Raw genomic sequence first — 14,521 nt, 5'->3', positions numbered from 1 at the left:
CATAGGGCGTAAGGAACACCAGAGGAAACCGGTATGCACAGAGTCAAGGAACAACACTGCTTCCATGCCCCATTCGGGGCCATTGCCCTGCCATCAAGTTTATGGCGCTCACGGCGCCGCTGAACTTCTGCATGTACTACGTCCGGTAATACGTCCGGTAATTAACGCCTTTCACTTTCCATGGTGACAACCGCCATGGCCACACAACTTGAACGGAGATGGTTATGACCACAATCAAGGATGCGTCCTTGCTGAAAGATCTTTGCCTGGTGAACGGTGAGTGGGTTGCTGCCGCATCACACGCCACCATTGCGGTAACCAACCCCGCTAACGGTGAAACCCTGGCGCACGTCCCCAATTTGGCACCGGAAGAAATCCCGGCCGTGATTGAGGCCTCCAGAATCGCCCAGAAAGCCTGGGCGGCCCGCCCGGCCAAGGAGCGCTCAGCCATACTGCGCCGCTGGTTCGAGCTGATGCTGGAGCATGCCGACGACCTCGCCCTGATCATGACCCGCGAGCAGGGTAAACCCCTTACCGAAGCCCGGGGGGAAATCTCCTATGCGGCCTCTTTTATCGAATGGTTTGCCGAAGAAGCCAAGCGGGTATACGGCGATACCATTCCGGCCCCAAGTGCCAATCAGCGCATCACCGTGCTGCGTCAGCCCATCGGCGTGACCGCGGCGATCACCCCCTGGAACTTTCCGGCTGCCATGATCACGCGCAAGGTGGCCCCCGCCCTGGCCGCCGGCTGCTCCATGATCGTTCGCCCGGCCGACCTCACTCCGCTAACGGCCCTGGCACTGGGTGAACTGGCCCAGCGTGCCGGCGTACCAGCCGGTGTATTGCAGATTGTGACCGGCTCAGCCAGTGGCATCGGCAAGGTACTGACCGACAGCAACGTGGTCAGCAAACTGTCCTTTACCGGCTCGACCGCAGTCGGCCGTCTGCTGATGGCCCAGTGTGCCGACACCATCAAGAAGATGTCTCTGGAGCTGGGTGGCAATGCCCCCTTTATCGTCTTTGACGACGCCGACCTTGATCTGGCCGTGCAGGGCGCCATGGCCTCCAAGTTCCGTAATGCCGGCCAGACCTGCGTATGTGCCAACCGCATTCTGGTACAGCGCGGTGTCTATGACGCCTTCGCCGCAAAGCTGGCAGAGCAGGTGCGTGCGCTGAACGTCGGCGATGGCACCGAAGCCGGCACCGACATTGGCCCCATGATCGAAGAGAAAGCGATCACCAAGGTGGAAGAGCATATTCAGGATGCCCTGGCCAAGGGTGCCACCCTGCTGTACGGCGGCGAGCGCCTGGGCGGCCTGTATTTGCAGCCGTCCATTCTCACCGGCGTCACCACCGAGATGAAGGTCGCTCAGGAAGAAACCTTTGGCCCCATGGCACCCATTTTCGTCTTCGACACCGAAGCAGAGGCCATCGCCATGGCCAACGACACCATTTTCGGACTGGCCGCCTACTTCTATACCCGGGATCACGCCCGCACCGTTCGTGTCTCCGAGGCGCTGGAGTACGGCATGGTCGGCCACAACACCGGCCTGATCTCCAATGAAGTGGCGCCCTTTGGCGGCGTGAAGCAGTCCGGACTTGGCCGCGAAGGCTCGAAGTACGGCATCGATGAATACCTGGAGCTCAAGTACATCTGCAGCGCGCTCTAAGGCACAACAGACGGGCGGTGGCCGCACCGTCCGTTTTTGGAGTTGAGGAAAACCCCATCATGACCGAAGAATTCAAACCCTTTACCTTCAACACCCCCGGTTCAATGCACCTTGAATGGGGGGGAGCCAGTCGCCTGGGCGAGCTGCTGGGAGAATGGTTCGAGCAACGTAAATTGTTGATCGTGACCGACAAATTTCTGCACGAGCAGGGCCTGTTGAACGAGGCCAAAGCATCACTGGCGGCCTGTGGCTTTGACGTTGCCGTCTTTGACGACGTCGTTGCCGATCCGCCCGAAGCCGTGCTCCTTGCCTGTGTCGAGCAGGGCAAGGCGGTCGACGCCGACATCGTGCTGGGCCTGGGTGGCGGTTCGTCCATGGACATCGCCAAGCTGGTTGCCGTCATGCTGAAGTCTGAGCAGCCCCTGGCCGACATGTATGGCATTGGTAATATCAAGGGCAGCCGCACGCCGCTGGTACAGGTGCCCACCACCGCCGGCACCGGCTCCGAAGTCACCAACATCACCATTCTCACCACGGGTGAGACCACCAAAATGGGCGTGGTGGCACAGCAGCTGTATGCCGATAGGGTATTGCTGGACGCACAGCTGACCGTCGGCCTGCCGGCCGCAGCCACCGCCGCCACCGGCATTGACGCCATGGTGCATGCCATTGAAGCCTACACCTCGGTGCACCGTAAAAACCCCCTGTCCGATGCGCTCGCCAGGGAAGCCTTGCGCCTGCTGTGCGGCAACCTGGTTACCGCCTGTCAGGACGGCAGCAACCGTGCCGCCCGCGAAGCCATGCTGCTGGGCTCCAACCTGGCCGGTCAGGCTTTTTCCAACAGCCCGGTCGCCGCCGTGCACGCCCTGGCCTACCCCCTGGGCGGTCACTATCACCTGCCCCACGGCCTGACCAATGCCCTGATGCTGGGACCGGTTTTGCGTTTCAACATGGCTGCCGCCGCGCCGCTGTATGCGGAGCTGGCTGATGTCGTGCTCGGCCCCGACAAGGCAGACGTGCAGGCGCGCTCCGAGCGCTTTGTGGAATACATGCAAGAGCTGATGAACCGCTCCGGCGCCCCCCAGCGCCTGCGTGACGTCAACGTCAGCGAAGACAGCCTGCCCACCCTGGCCAAAGACGCCATGCTGCAAAGCCGGCTGCTGATGAACAACCCGGTGGCAGTGACCGAGGCCGATGCCCTGGCACTGTATCGGGAAGCGTACTGACCCATGAGCCACAACCCGCCCGACCTTGTCCGGCGGGTTGTTTCAAGATAATAAGGATAGAGTAAAAACATGCTAAAACAGCGAGTTGACGGGCAGGAAACGCCCTACTGGCCGGCCGGACCATTCAAGATCCGCCTGCCTTTTATTCACTATAAAATCGAATGGCCGGACTACTTTCAGGGGCTGCTGATGTGCGCCGTGGATCTGGCCGCCATTCCCCTGATGACCGAATTGCTGGGTATGCCCTTTGACGTTGCCCTGGCGGTAGTGATGCTGAACGGTTTGTTCTATCTGTTGCACCACCTGCTGGGCGACCCGGTGATTCCCGGCTGGATCACCCCTGCCATTCCCTTGCTGATGGCCTATTGCGCCGGCTTTCCGGAAGGGCCGGAGCGAATACATGCCCTGATATCCTTCCAGTTATTGCTGGGGCTGTTCTCCATTGCCATTGGCGCATCGGGCCTGGCACATCGCGTCGTGACGGCCATTCCGCAAGCCATTAAGTCGGGGGTCATCATCGGTGCCGGCATTGCCGCCGTCATGACGGTGTTCAAGGTGGATGGCCGGTTCGACACCTATCCGATTACCATCTCGGTGGCGGTGGGCATCGCCTTTTACGTTATCTTTTCACGCCACTTTGCGCGCCTGAAGACCCATAACAAGCTGTTCAACATGATCGGCAAACTGGGAGTATTTCCGATAGTGGTGCTCGCCATTATCATCGCGCCGACCGTTGGTGAAACCTCCTGGCCCGATATTAAGTGGGGATTCTCTTCTCCCGACTTCGCCACACTCTGGAACGAATACACCGTATTTGGCGTGGGCATGCCGCCGCTGGGCATGTTTATCAGCTGTATTCCCACCGTACTGGCCGCCTACATCGTGTTGTTTGGCGACGTGCTGCAAAGCCGGGCCATTCTCAAGGAAGCCGATCAGGAACGTCCGGATGAAGTGGTCGAATACAACCCGGATCGTGCGCACATGATCTTTGGCGCGCGTAACTCGGTGATGTCGATCATTGGCCCCGATGTGGCCATGTGCGGACCGCTGTGGGCTGCCATGCACGTTGTGATTGTAGAGCGCTTCAGTCAGGGCAAGAAGGCCATGTATTCCATTTTCGGTGGGGCGGGCTCGTTCCGCTGGGGCACCAATACCGGCCTGCTGTTTATGCCGATTGTCACCCTGGTGCAGCCTATTCTCGGCGTGGCCCTGGCGCTCACCCTGCTGATCCAGGGCTACGTGTCGGTGCGTATCGGAGTAATGGAGGCCCGTTCACAGCGGGATCTGGGCATCGCGGGCATCGTTGCCGCCGTGCTGGCCACTCGCGGCGCAACCTGGGCCTTTGCGGTTGGCGTCGTGCTCTGCCTGCTGGTGTATGGACGCGATTTCTTCAGGGGAGAAAAGGACGCCACCTTCGCCAAGGATCTGTAAGGCGGACATCGCCCCGTGCCGCGGCCCTTCATCGGGGCTGCGGCAACGAAAAGGGCGCGAGGGCTGTCCTGATGTAAAGACTGCGGTAGGATTGTAGAATCAGCGCCAGCCCTTCACTCCCAAGGAGCCGCCATGTCGCTCGTGCTGCTGCTTATTCAGCAGATGTCCCTGTATCTGGTCATTGTCTATCTGGTCAGCAAGACCCCCCTGTTCAGGCTGCTGACCGAACCCTCGACCCGACTGCCCCATAAAGTCTTTATTTATCTGGTCTTTTCCGGCTTTTGCATCATGGCCACCTACTTTGGGGAGCAGACCCATGGCGCCATTGCCAATACTCGGGCCATGGGCGCGGTGCTGGGCGGCCTGCTGGGCGGCCCGGTTACCGGTACCCTGGTGGGCCTGACCGGGGGCCTGCACCGTTACAGCCTGGGCGGCTTTACCGATATGGCCTGCGCCGTGTCCACCACCCTGGAAGGCCTCTCCGCCGGCCTGGTCAGCCTTTACCTGCGCCGCACCGGCAGAAGCGAGCTGATCTTCAATCCGCTGCGGGTATGCCTGCTTACCCTGTTTGCCGAGCTGATGCAGATGGCCATTATTCTGCTGCTGGCCCGGCCCTTTGATGAGGCCCTTGAACTGGTGCTGCAGATTGCACCGTCCATGCTGCTGGTCAACTCGGTGGGCGCGGCCCTGTTCATGAGCATGGTGCGCGATCAGAAAGCCATGCTCGACAAACAATCCTCCGCCTTTTCCACCAAGGCGCTGAAAATCGCCGAGCGCAGCGTGGGTCTGCTCAGCAAAGGCTTTAATGAAGAAACCAGCGCCCAGGTGGCGCGCATTCTGATAGAAGAAACCTGGGTCGGCGCCGTGGCCATTACCGACAGGGAGAAACTGCTGGCCTTTATCGGCATCGGCGCCGACCACCATCTGCCCGGCGCCCCCATTTCTTCGCAAATGACCCTGGATGCAATTCAGCAAAACAAGGTCATGTTTGCCGACGGCGTGGATGTGCCCTACTCCTGCTCCATGTCACCCCACTGCCGCCTCGGCTCCAGCCTGGTGATTCCGCTGCGCAGTGACAACGAGGTGGTGGGCGCCATCAAGCTCTATGAGCCCAAGAACAAGCTGTTTCTCAATATCAACCGCACCCTGGGAGAAGGCATTGCCCGGCTGCTGTCCAGCCAGATCCTGTTTGGCCGATTTCTGGAGCAACGCAGCCTGCTCACCCAAACCGAACTCAAGTTGTTGCAGGCCCAGATCAATCCGCATTTTCTGTTCAACGCCCTGGGCACCATAGGCGCCATTACTCGGCGAGATGCGAACAGGGCACGCCAGCTGTTGCAGCACCTCAGCCAGTTTCTGCGCATCAACCTCAAACGCACCACCGGCCTGGTCACCCTGGGAGACGAGCTGGAACACATTGATGCCTACCTGACCATTGAAAAGGCCCGCTTTGTCGACAAGTTGCAAGTGAAGCTGAATATTCCCGAGGCATTGCACGGTTTGCGAGTGCCGGCCTTTACCCTGCAGCCCATTATCGAAAACGCGGTCAAGCACGGCACCTCCCACCTGCTGGACACCGGTCATATTCGCGTCACCGCCACCCGTCAGGGCTCCACCCTGCACCTGGAGGTCACCGACAACGCCGGGCTGTACCGGCCCGCAAAAGAGTCGGACGGCCTGGGCATGAACCTGGTGCACAAGCGCATTCAGAACCTGTTCGGGCCCGACTACGGCCTGAATGTCAGCTGCGAGCCCGGTGAACAGACCCGGGTTGACATTAGCCTGCCGATTACGGAGTCCTCACCATGATCACCTGCCTGATTGTTGACGACGAGCCTTTTGCCCGGGAGGAGCTGGCGGCCCAGCTGGCCGATGCCCCCGATATCGAGATTGTGGGCCAGTGCGGCAATGCCATTGAAGCCATGCAGGCCATCGGCAAGCTTCGGCCGCAACTGGTGTTTCTGGATATTCAGATGCCCCGCATCACCGGCATGGAGCTGCTCGCCATGCTGGATCCCGACACCATGCCCAGGGTGGTGTTCGTCACCGCCTACGACGAATTTGCGGTGCAGGCCTTTGAGCGCCACGCCTTTGACTATCTGCTCAAACCGGTGAACGAGCAGCGGCTGCAGCAAACCCTGGAAAAAGTACGCCGGGATCTGCGGCCGCAGCCGGTGGCAACGCTGGCCCCCGCCCGGCTCGAACACCTGCCCTGTTACAGCGGCCAACGCCTCAAGGTGGTGCCGGTGCCGGAGGTGGAATACGTGTTCAGCGATATCGGCGGCGTGCACGTGGCCACCGCCGGCGAACAGGTGCACACCAACATGACCCTCAGGGTCATAGAAGAAAAAACCCCGCTGGTGCGCTGCCACCGGCAATACCTGGTAGCCCCCGGCGCCATAGCCGAAATTGAAATGCGCTCCGCCGGCGCCGAGATCCTTACCCGCACCGGCGCCCGCGTGCCAGTGTCACGCCGCTATCTCAAATCGCTGAAGCAGCTGCTGGGATTTCACTAGCCAACTGAGCGATCGTTCACTTTCGCTATCGACCGCTCACCCCACGGTTACGACCGCTTACCCATTTGCCGCTTTCGCCGGCGCTCCGGTTACATACACTGACAATCTTTTTACAAACCGGATACAAGAGGGATGATGTCATGACCTGGTTTCTGCTCTGTGTCGGGCTCCTGCTCGGCGGCTATTTCATTTATGGCACCTTTGTGGAGAAGGTGTTTGGCGTCAAAACCCAGAGACAGACGCCGGCGTTTACCCAGGGAGACGGGGTGGACTATGTGCCCATGTCCAAGGGCAAGGTGTATTTGATCCAGCTGCTCAACATTGCCGGCGTGGGCCCCATTTTCGGTCCCATCCTGGGGGCGCTCTACGGTCCCGCCGCCATGTTGTGGATTGTGCTGGGCTGCATTTTTGCCGGTGGCGTGCACGACTACTTCTCGGGCATGCTGTCGGTGCGTAACGGCGGGCAGTCGGTGCCCAACCTGGCCGGCAAGTACCTGGGCCGGGGCGCCAAAAACTTCATGAACGTGTTCGCCATTGTGCTGCTGCTGCTGGTGGGCGTGGTGTTTATCTCCGCCCCCGCCGGCCTGCTGGCCAAGATAACCGGCGTGAGCGTGTCGGTGTTTATCGGCGTGATCTTCGTATATTACCTGCTGGCCACCATAGTGCCGGTCGACAAGATCATCGGCCGCCTGTACCCCTTCTTTGGTGCCCTGCTGATCTTCATGTCGGTCGGCCTGACCCTGGCACTGGTGGTATCCAGCGAGCACAGCATGCTGCCGGGCTTTGAAGCCGGCGACTTCCTGCAGAACCTGAACCCCAACGACATGCCGCTGTGGCCGGCGTTGTTTATCACCATCGCCTGTGGCGCCGTATCGGGCTTTCACGCCACCCAGTCACCGCTGATGGCCCGCTGTGTGGAAAATGAAAGCAATGGCCGCTTCGTGTTCTACGGTGCCATGATCGGCGAAGGCATTATCGCCCTTATCTGGTGCGCCATTGCCCTGTCGTTCTTTGGTGGTGTGGACGGCCTGAACACCGGCATGGCCGGCAACCCGGCCAACGTGGTGTATGAAGCCTCTACCGGCCTGCTGGGTGTCGTGGGCGGATTTATGGCGGTGCTGGGCGTGATTGTGCTGCCCATTACCTCCGGCGACACCGCCTTCCGCTCCGCCCGCCTGATCCTGGCCGAGTATTTCAATATGCCGCAAACCCGACTGCCCAAGCGTCTGCTGCTGGCCATTCCGCTGTTTGTAATGGGTGCCGTGCTGACCCAGGTGGACTTCGGCGTGATCTGGCGCTACTTCGGTGTGGCCAACCAGGCCACCGCGGTAATGATGCTGTGGACCGCCGCCGCCTACCTGTTGCGCCACAACAAGCTGCACTGGATTGCCACCGTACCGGCCATGTTCATGACCACTGTGGTTATCAGCTTCCTGCTGAACTCCGCCACCCTGGGCGCGGGTCTGCCAATGACCCTGTCTACCGTGGCCGGCCTGGTGATTACCCTGGTGGTCACCGCCCTGCTCATCACCCGTATCAAGGGTCGTAACGAGGGCATGCTGGCCGACGAAGCCTGATAATGGTTGCCGCCAGGACCAAAAAGCCGGCCCCTGTGGCCGGCTTTTTTTGTCTGACACACTCAGTCCAGGGTGACTTCGTAGCCGGTAAACTTGCGCAGGTTAATCACCCCGGTGTCGAGGATCAGATACTGCCCCTTGATGCCCAGCAGGGTGCCGGCCACCACGGGGTTCTTGTCAAAGTTGTGGCTGACAATCTTTGTCGGGTATTCCAGCACCGGGTAGCTGAGCTCCACCAGGGGCTCGTCGAGCACGGTAATGGCCTCGTTGCCGTATTTGAGCGTGAGCTCGGCCAGCTTCTCTTTGATTTCCGGCAGCAGGCGTTCGGCTTCGGCCTTGAGATCGATGGGCGTTTCATCGCCCTTCAGCATGGCGCGCCAGTTGGTCTTGTCGGCCACCATATCGGCCAGGGCCACTTCCACAAAACCGGACAACTGGCGGGTAGCCACGCTCAGAATCGGCAGCGCCTGGGTAGCACCCTGATCAATCCAGCGGGTGGGCACCTGGGTATGGCGGGTGATGCCCACCTTGATACCCGAGGTGTTGGCCAGATAGACGATGTGCTGCACCATGCAGTTGCGATCGCCCCACTCGGGCTCACGGCAGGTGCCCTCAAAATAGTGGCAGGTTTCCGGCTTCATCACGCACATGTCGCAGCGGGCCAGCTTCTTCATGCAGGGAAAGCAGTGGCCCTGAGAGTAGCTTTTTTTGGTTTTGCGGCCGCAGGCATCGCAATAGATATTGCCGCCGAAAGTCAGTTTCAGGGGCTGGCCCAGGCGGGCATTGAGGTCGATGCGGTGCTCGCCCAGGGCCAGTTCATAGGCCACGGGCGCATCCAGCCGCGCCGGCATCTTGATCAGGGTTCCGGTGAGGTTGCTCATGCTTGCTTCATCATTGTTATGGTATGAAGCCATTCTATCAGCCGAGTGAAGGAGAGTCCCGGCGCCGGATCAGCGCTCGGCCGCGTCTCGCTGGCGGGACTGCTCAAAACGCGCCTTGAACTTCTCGCCGATCTCGCTAAAGGTGGTGATATTTTCTTTCGCCAGCCGTGACGCCAGCTCGGCGTTACCGGCACAGATGGCGTCCACCAACGGCTGATGGCTGGCGGCAATCTCCGCCGGCTCATGGGTGACTAGATCAATGTTGAAATAAATCAGCATCTGGTTGGCCACGTTCTGGTATATGCCGTAAAGCCGCTGGTTCTCGCTCAGCTCCACAATCAGGCTGTGCAGGCTGAGCTCCATTCTGCTCAGCTCCTGACTATCCACCCCGGGGGTAGCGGCCTTCTCCAGAAACAGATTCATCATTTGCCGCAGCCGCTCGCGGCCTTCGGCACTCAGCCGCTCGGCCGCCAGCCAGGCGGAAATAGGCTCCAGAGCCACCCGCAAATGAAACAGCTCCCACAGATCATGCTCATTCAGATCTATCACCTGCCAGCCCACATAGGGGGTCTGAACCACTATGCCTTCGTGGGCCAAAGTGTTCAGTGCCATGCGCACCGTGCTGCGCGACAGCTCCAGCTCCCGGGCCAGGGCACTTTCCACCAGCCTTTGCCCCATTCGGAAATGACCACTGAGGATCAGCTCGCGCAGATAATCGGCGGCTTGTTCCTCCAGGCTGCTTTTAATGATTTTTTTCATTACATATCAATCGTTAGAGTGAATCGAGCGAAAGCATTGTACCGGATTCCGCACCACGAAAGGCGTGCTGCCGGCATTCCGCCGCTCAAATATGTGTGATGAGCAGCCAAAAAATACACACATTTTACGCTGTTACTTGGTTTTAACATATGTATAATCGCCGACTGTAGATTGTAGGACAATCAACAAAAGGATAGTTCATATGACAGTTAAAGCCATTCGTCTGGCCCAACAGGACAACGTGGCCACCCTGCTGAGCGATGCGCTAAAGCATCAAGCAGTCGACGTTATCGACGATAAAAATCGGCTGGTTGGCCGCTATCAGGCACTCCAGGCCATTCCCTTTGGCAACAAGATGGCGCTGCACGCCATTGCTTCCGGGCAGCCCGTGAGCAAGGCAGGCCATGCCATTGGCGTTGCCATCTCCGCAATTCCAGCAGGTGAGCTGGTGCACGTCCAAAACGTGCGCAGCCAGCGGCTCGACATTCCGCCCGCCATTATCGGGCAGATCATTGACCAGATGCGGATCGAAACCGAATGAAACAGGAATTTCAGGGTTACCGGCGCCCCAATGGCCAGGTTGGCATTCGCAACCACATTTTGATCATCGCCATTGATGAATGTGCCGAGGGCATCGCCCAGGCCGTGCGTCAGCAGGTCAGCGAGTGCGTCATCGTCACCAATCACTACACCTGCATGTATGCCGGCAACGAAGAACTGGTCAATATCATGACCGGTGCCGCCCTTAATCCCAATGTGGCGGGAGTACTGCTACTCAACATGGGCTGCGGCAGCATAGACCCGACCCTGATCGCCACTCCGATAGAGCAGGCGGGCAAACCGGTCCGGCGGCTGTCGATCATCAGGAACAAGGGCACGCGTCAGAGCATTCGCGACGGTGTCGCCCTGGCAAAAGAGCTGGTGGCGCTGGCGGCGACAATCCCGATAGCACCGGTGGCCCTCAGCGAGCTGCTGGTGGGAGTGAAATGCGGCGGCTCCGATACCAGCTCCGGCATCGCATCCAACCCGGCGGTGGGTCGCGCAGTGGATGCCTTGGTAGATGCCGGTGCCAGCTGTGTGGCCGGCGAACTGATTGAGCTGATTGGCTGCGAAAGCATTCTGCGCCAGCGGGCGGTCAGCCCAGCGGTGGCCGACAAGCTGGAGCGGCTGATCCAGGAAGAAGAGCAGCGCTGGCACGTGCCCGGTACCGAGGTGGAAACCATGAGCATCGGCAACAGTGTCGGCGGCCTCACCACCCTGGAAGAAAAGGCTTTGGGCGCCCTGCACAAAACCGGCACCCGCCCCATTCAGGACGTGCTGCGCATTACCCCGCAAGGAATCGAAACACCTAAAGCGCCGGGTATGTACCTGTCGGAAACCACTCACCTGTGCGGTGGCTCGGGCATGCACTTTGCCGCCCTGGGGACCCAGGTCATTTTGTGGACCACCGGCGGGGCCGGCTTCAGCAACCCGATCGTGCCGGTGATTCGAGTGAGCGGCAATGCTTTGCTTATCACCGAAGACATCGACGTGGATGTAAGCGGCATCATGTCGGCTACCCAAAGCGTGGAGCAGGCGGCCGGCGACGTGCTCGACTGCCTGGGCCGGGTTATCGACGGAGAACAAACCGCCATTGAGGAAGTCGGCTTTGCCTACTGCTCGCTCTATCAGAAGGACCAGCGCCTGGAAACGCTGATCCATGCCCAACCGGTTTAAAAGAGGATTAAATGCATATAACCGATGTGGAAGTGATTTGCCTGCGGGTGCCGGCGGCGGATCAGGAGTGCGAGTGGGGCGAAGACGCGGTCATTGTGCGGGTGCACACCGACACCGGCCTGATTGGCGTGGGTGAAGCAGACAGCTCTCCCGCCGTGATCAAGGCCTGCATTGAAACGCCCCAGTCCAACCTCTATTGCCACGGTCTGCGCTCGCTGCTGATCGGTGAAAACCCGCTGGAGATAGAGCGGCTGTGGAACAAAATGTACTGGGCGTCCAACTACGTGGGCCGCCGGGGCGCCGGCATTCATGCCATCAGCGCGATCGACATAGCCCTGTGGGACATTGCCGGTCAGTTTTACCAGGTGCCGCTCCATACCCTGCTGGGCGGGCGGTACCGGAATCGCATCAAGGCCTACGGCACCTTTATTCCCGATGCCGACCCCGAGGCCAACGGTGCCATTGCCGCCGGACTGGTAGCCCAGGGCTTTACCAGCATCAAGTTTGGCGGCGGCGTGTTCGGCGACGATCCCGATACCGATGTGCGCATCGTCAAGGCGGTGCGTGAAGCCGTGGGCGAGCACATAGAAGTGCAGATCGATCTGGCGTCGAAGTGGCGCACCTCGGGGCACGCCGCCTGGATGGCCGAACGCCTGGCGCCCTTCAACCTGAACTGGATTGAAGAGCCGGTACTGGCCGACGATCTGGCCGGTTATCAGCGGCTGGCGGGAAAGCTCAAGGCCAAGCTGGCCGGGGGCGAATCGCTCACCACTCGTTACGAATTCAAACATTTTCTGGAGCATTCCGGGGTCGATATCGTACAGCCGGACATCACCCGCTGCGGCGGCATCACCGAAATGAGGAAGATCTACGATCTGGCTCAGTTGTATGGCGTGCAACTGGTACCCCACGGATTCAGTACCGGCATTTTGCTGGCCGCCTCGGTGCATTTCCTTGCCGCCAGTGAACACGGCACCCTGATGGAATACTCCCAGAGTCAAAGTCCGTTGTTCACCGAACTGGTGGCCAACCTCCTGCCTTTTGAACAGGGTCATGTTCCGGTCCCGAACTCACCCGGGTTGGGTGTGGAGCTCAACGAAGACATCCTCGACCGGTACCGTGTGTCATAAATGAAATGGAATCATTCAGCATGAAGCAAACAAGAAACACCATCGACAAACCGCTGATGCTGGTCAGTCTGACCACCATCTTTTTTATCGTGGCGGGTCTGTCTGTCTATCCCGAGCAGGGAAATGCCATTGCCAAGCGACTGTTTGGCATGCTCACCGAGCAGTTCGGTTCACTGTACCTGCTGTTTGGCTTTTTCAGCGTCATCGTGCTGGCCTGCATCGCCTTTGGCAAACACGGCAACATTCGCCTGGGTGAACACAAGCCCCAGTACAGCCTGTTTACCTATCTGGCCATGATGATCTGCGCCGGCCTGGGATCGGCCACCGTGTACTGGGCTTTTCTGGAATGGGGCTATTACTACATGAACCCGCCCTACGACATTGCCCCCCACTCCACCATGGCGGCAGAGTGGGCCACCAGCTACAACATGTTCCACTGGGGCATTTCGGCCTGGTCGCTGTACTGCATTGCCTCACTGCCGGTGGCCTATTCCTTTCACGTGCGCAAGAATTCCCAGCTTAAGCTGTCCGCCGTGTGTGAAAGCATCATGGGGCGTTTCTACAATGCCGCCGTGGGCCGAGTGATCGACACCATCTTCATCTTCAGCTGCGTCGGCGCCATGGGCATTACCCTTGGGCTGAGCGTGCCCATGGTGACCGAAGGCATCGCCTCGCTGCTGGGCACCGAAAACGGCTTTGGCATGAACCTGGGACTGATGCTGGCCATTACCGCCCTGTTTACCGTCAGCTCCTACGTGGGCATCGAAAAGGGCATGGCCAGGCTAAGCGACATGAACACCAAACTGGCGGTGCTGTTCGTACTGGCCATTCTGGTGCTGGGGCCGACTACCTTTATCATCGATCAGTCCGTCAACGGTTACGGCCTGATGCTGCAGAACTTTATTCGCATGAGCCTGTGGACCGATCCGGTGGCAGGTGGATCCTTCCCGACATCCTGGACCGTATTCTACTGGGCCTACTGGATGACCTATGTGCCCTTTATGGCGCTGTTCGTCACCAAGGTGTCGGCGGGCCGCACCCTGAAGGAAGTGATCCTCAGCATGGTCGTGGGTGGCAGCGCCGGCTGCTTTATCTTCTTTGGTGTACTGGGCAGCTACAGCATGAGTACCCATCTCCACGATCTGGTCAACGTCACCGAATCGCTCAACAGCATTGGCGGCTCGGCTACCGTAGTGGCAGTGCTTAAGACCCTGCCGTTCAGTACCCTGTTTATTCTGGTGTTTGCGGTGATGTCGGTGCTGTTCCTTGCCACCACCCTGGACTCGGCGTCTTTTACCCTGGCGGCCACCGCCTCCAACCAGCTCGACGAAAACGCCAACCCGCCTACGGCACTACGGCTGTTCTGGTGCCTGATCCTGGCGGCGGTGCCCCTGGCGATGATGTTTATCGACGCCCCCCTGAGCACGGTGCAGACCCTGGCCATCGTCACTTCACTGCCGCTGATGGTAGTGATCTTTATCATGCTGTACGGTTTCTTTCGCTGGCTTAATGGCAGGGAGACCCTGAGCCGGCAGGCTTCACATTCCGACGAACAACCGGCAGTCATCGCGGCCGATTGAGCCAGCTTGTAAACCGGAAAACTCAAAAGGGCGAA

At 59.6% G+C, this 14,521-nt stretch carries 12 protein-coding genes; 10 read left to right on the top strand and 2 right to left on the bottom strand.

Going from position 1 to position 14,521, the window contains the following annotated elements:
- Positions 1-224 precede the first annotated feature (224 nt).
- The 6 genes from OJHNALOF_RS03675 (at position 225) to OJHNALOF_RS03650 (ending at position 8,420) form a co-directional block, all read left to right on the top strand.
- A complete protein-coding gene (locus OJHNALOF_RS03675; protein ID WP_165661192.1) occupies positions 225-1,670 on the top strand; it encodes an NAD-dependent succinate-semialdehyde dehydrogenase in 1,446 nt (481 codons plus the stop codon).
- Between the two features lie 59 nt (positions 1,671-1,729).
- A complete protein-coding gene (locus OJHNALOF_RS03670) occupies positions 1,730-2,896 on the top strand; it encodes an iron-containing alcohol dehydrogenase (protein WP_165661191.1) in 1,167 nt (388 codons plus the stop codon).
- Between the two features lie 69 nt (positions 2,897-2,965).
- Positions 2,966-4,327, top strand: a complete 1,362-nt coding sequence (locus tag OJHNALOF_RS03665) for a hypothetical protein (protein WP_165661190.1) — start codon at positions 2,966-2,968, stop codon at positions 4,325-4,327.
- 132 nt (positions 4,328-4,459) lie between these two features.
- Positions 4,460-6,136: a sensor histidine kinase gene (locus tag OJHNALOF_RS03660; protein ID WP_165661189.1), complete on the top strand. Its 1,677-nt coding sequence runs from the start codon at positions 4,460-4,462 to the stop codon at positions 6,134-6,136.
- On the top strand, positions 6,133-6,843 hold the full coding sequence (btsR, locus tag OJHNALOF_RS03655) for a two-component system response regulator BtsR (protein WP_165661188.1): 711 nt from the start codon (positions 6,133-6,135) through the stop codon (positions 6,841-6,843). The genes OJHNALOF_RS03660 and btsR overlap by 4 nt, the downstream gene beginning before the upstream one ends.
- Before the next feature lie 140 nt (positions 6,844-6,983).
- Positions 6,984-8,420 (top strand): carbon starvation protein A, encoded by a 1,437-nt coding sequence (locus OJHNALOF_RS03650; protein ID WP_094200446.1) that lies wholly within the window; start codon positions 6,984-6,986, stop codon positions 8,418-8,420.
- A gap of 62 nt (positions 8,421-8,482) precedes the next feature.
- Here OJHNALOF_RS03650 and OJHNALOF_RS03645 read toward each other — a convergent pair whose 3' ends face one another.
- Both OJHNALOF_RS03645 and OJHNALOF_RS03640 read right to left on the bottom strand, forming a co-directional pair.
- The gene (locus tag OJHNALOF_RS03645; protein WP_165661187.1) at positions 8,483-9,301 is read right to left on the bottom strand and encodes a DUF2797 domain-containing protein; all 819 of its coding nucleotides are present in this window, start codon (positions 9,299-9,301) and stop codon (positions 8,483-8,485) included.
- A gap of 69 nt (positions 9,302-9,370) precedes the next feature.
- Entirely contained in the window at positions 9,371-10,060 is a 690-nt protein-coding gene (locus OJHNALOF_RS03640) for a GntR family transcriptional regulator (protein WP_165661186.1), read from the bottom strand.
- A gap of 202 nt (positions 10,061-10,262) precedes the next feature.
- Between OJHNALOF_RS03640 and OJHNALOF_RS03635 the strand changes: the two genes are divergently transcribed.
- Genes OJHNALOF_RS03635 through OJHNALOF_RS03620 form a run of 4 tightly spaced genes read left to right on the top strand, consistent with a single transcriptional unit; the run spans position 10,263 to position 14,486 of the window.
- Complete coding sequence (locus OJHNALOF_RS03635) at positions 10,263-10,601, top strand: SAF domain-containing protein (protein WP_094200449.1); 339 nt, start codon at positions 10,263-10,265, stop codon at positions 10,599-10,601.
- Entirely contained in the window at positions 10,598-11,776 is a 1,179-nt protein-coding gene (locus tag OJHNALOF_RS03630; RefSeq protein WP_094200450.1) for a UxaA family hydrolase, read from the top strand. The genes OJHNALOF_RS03635 and OJHNALOF_RS03630 overlap by 4 nt, the downstream gene beginning before the upstream one ends.
- 11 nt (positions 11,777-11,787) lie before the next feature.
- Positions 11,788-12,906 (top strand): mandelate racemase/muconate lactonizing enzyme family protein, encoded by a 1,119-nt coding sequence (locus OJHNALOF_RS03625; RefSeq protein WP_094200451.1) that lies wholly within the window; start codon positions 11,788-11,790, stop codon positions 12,904-12,906.
- Between the two features lie 20 nt (positions 12,907-12,926).
- Positions 12,927-14,486 (top strand): BCCT family transporter, encoded by a 1,560-nt coding sequence (locus tag OJHNALOF_RS03620; protein WP_165661185.1) that lies wholly within the window; start codon positions 12,927-12,929, stop codon positions 14,484-14,486.
- The last annotated feature ends 35 nt before the right edge of the window (positions 14,487-14,521 follow it).

It is taken from the genome of Oceanimonas sp. MB9 (assembly GCF_011319775.1).
Lineage (GTDB): Bacteria > Pseudomonadota > Gammaproteobacteria > Enterobacterales > Aeromonadaceae > Oceanimonas > Oceanimonas doudoroffii.
This window is presented reverse-complemented; position numbering and strand designations above follow the sequence as displayed.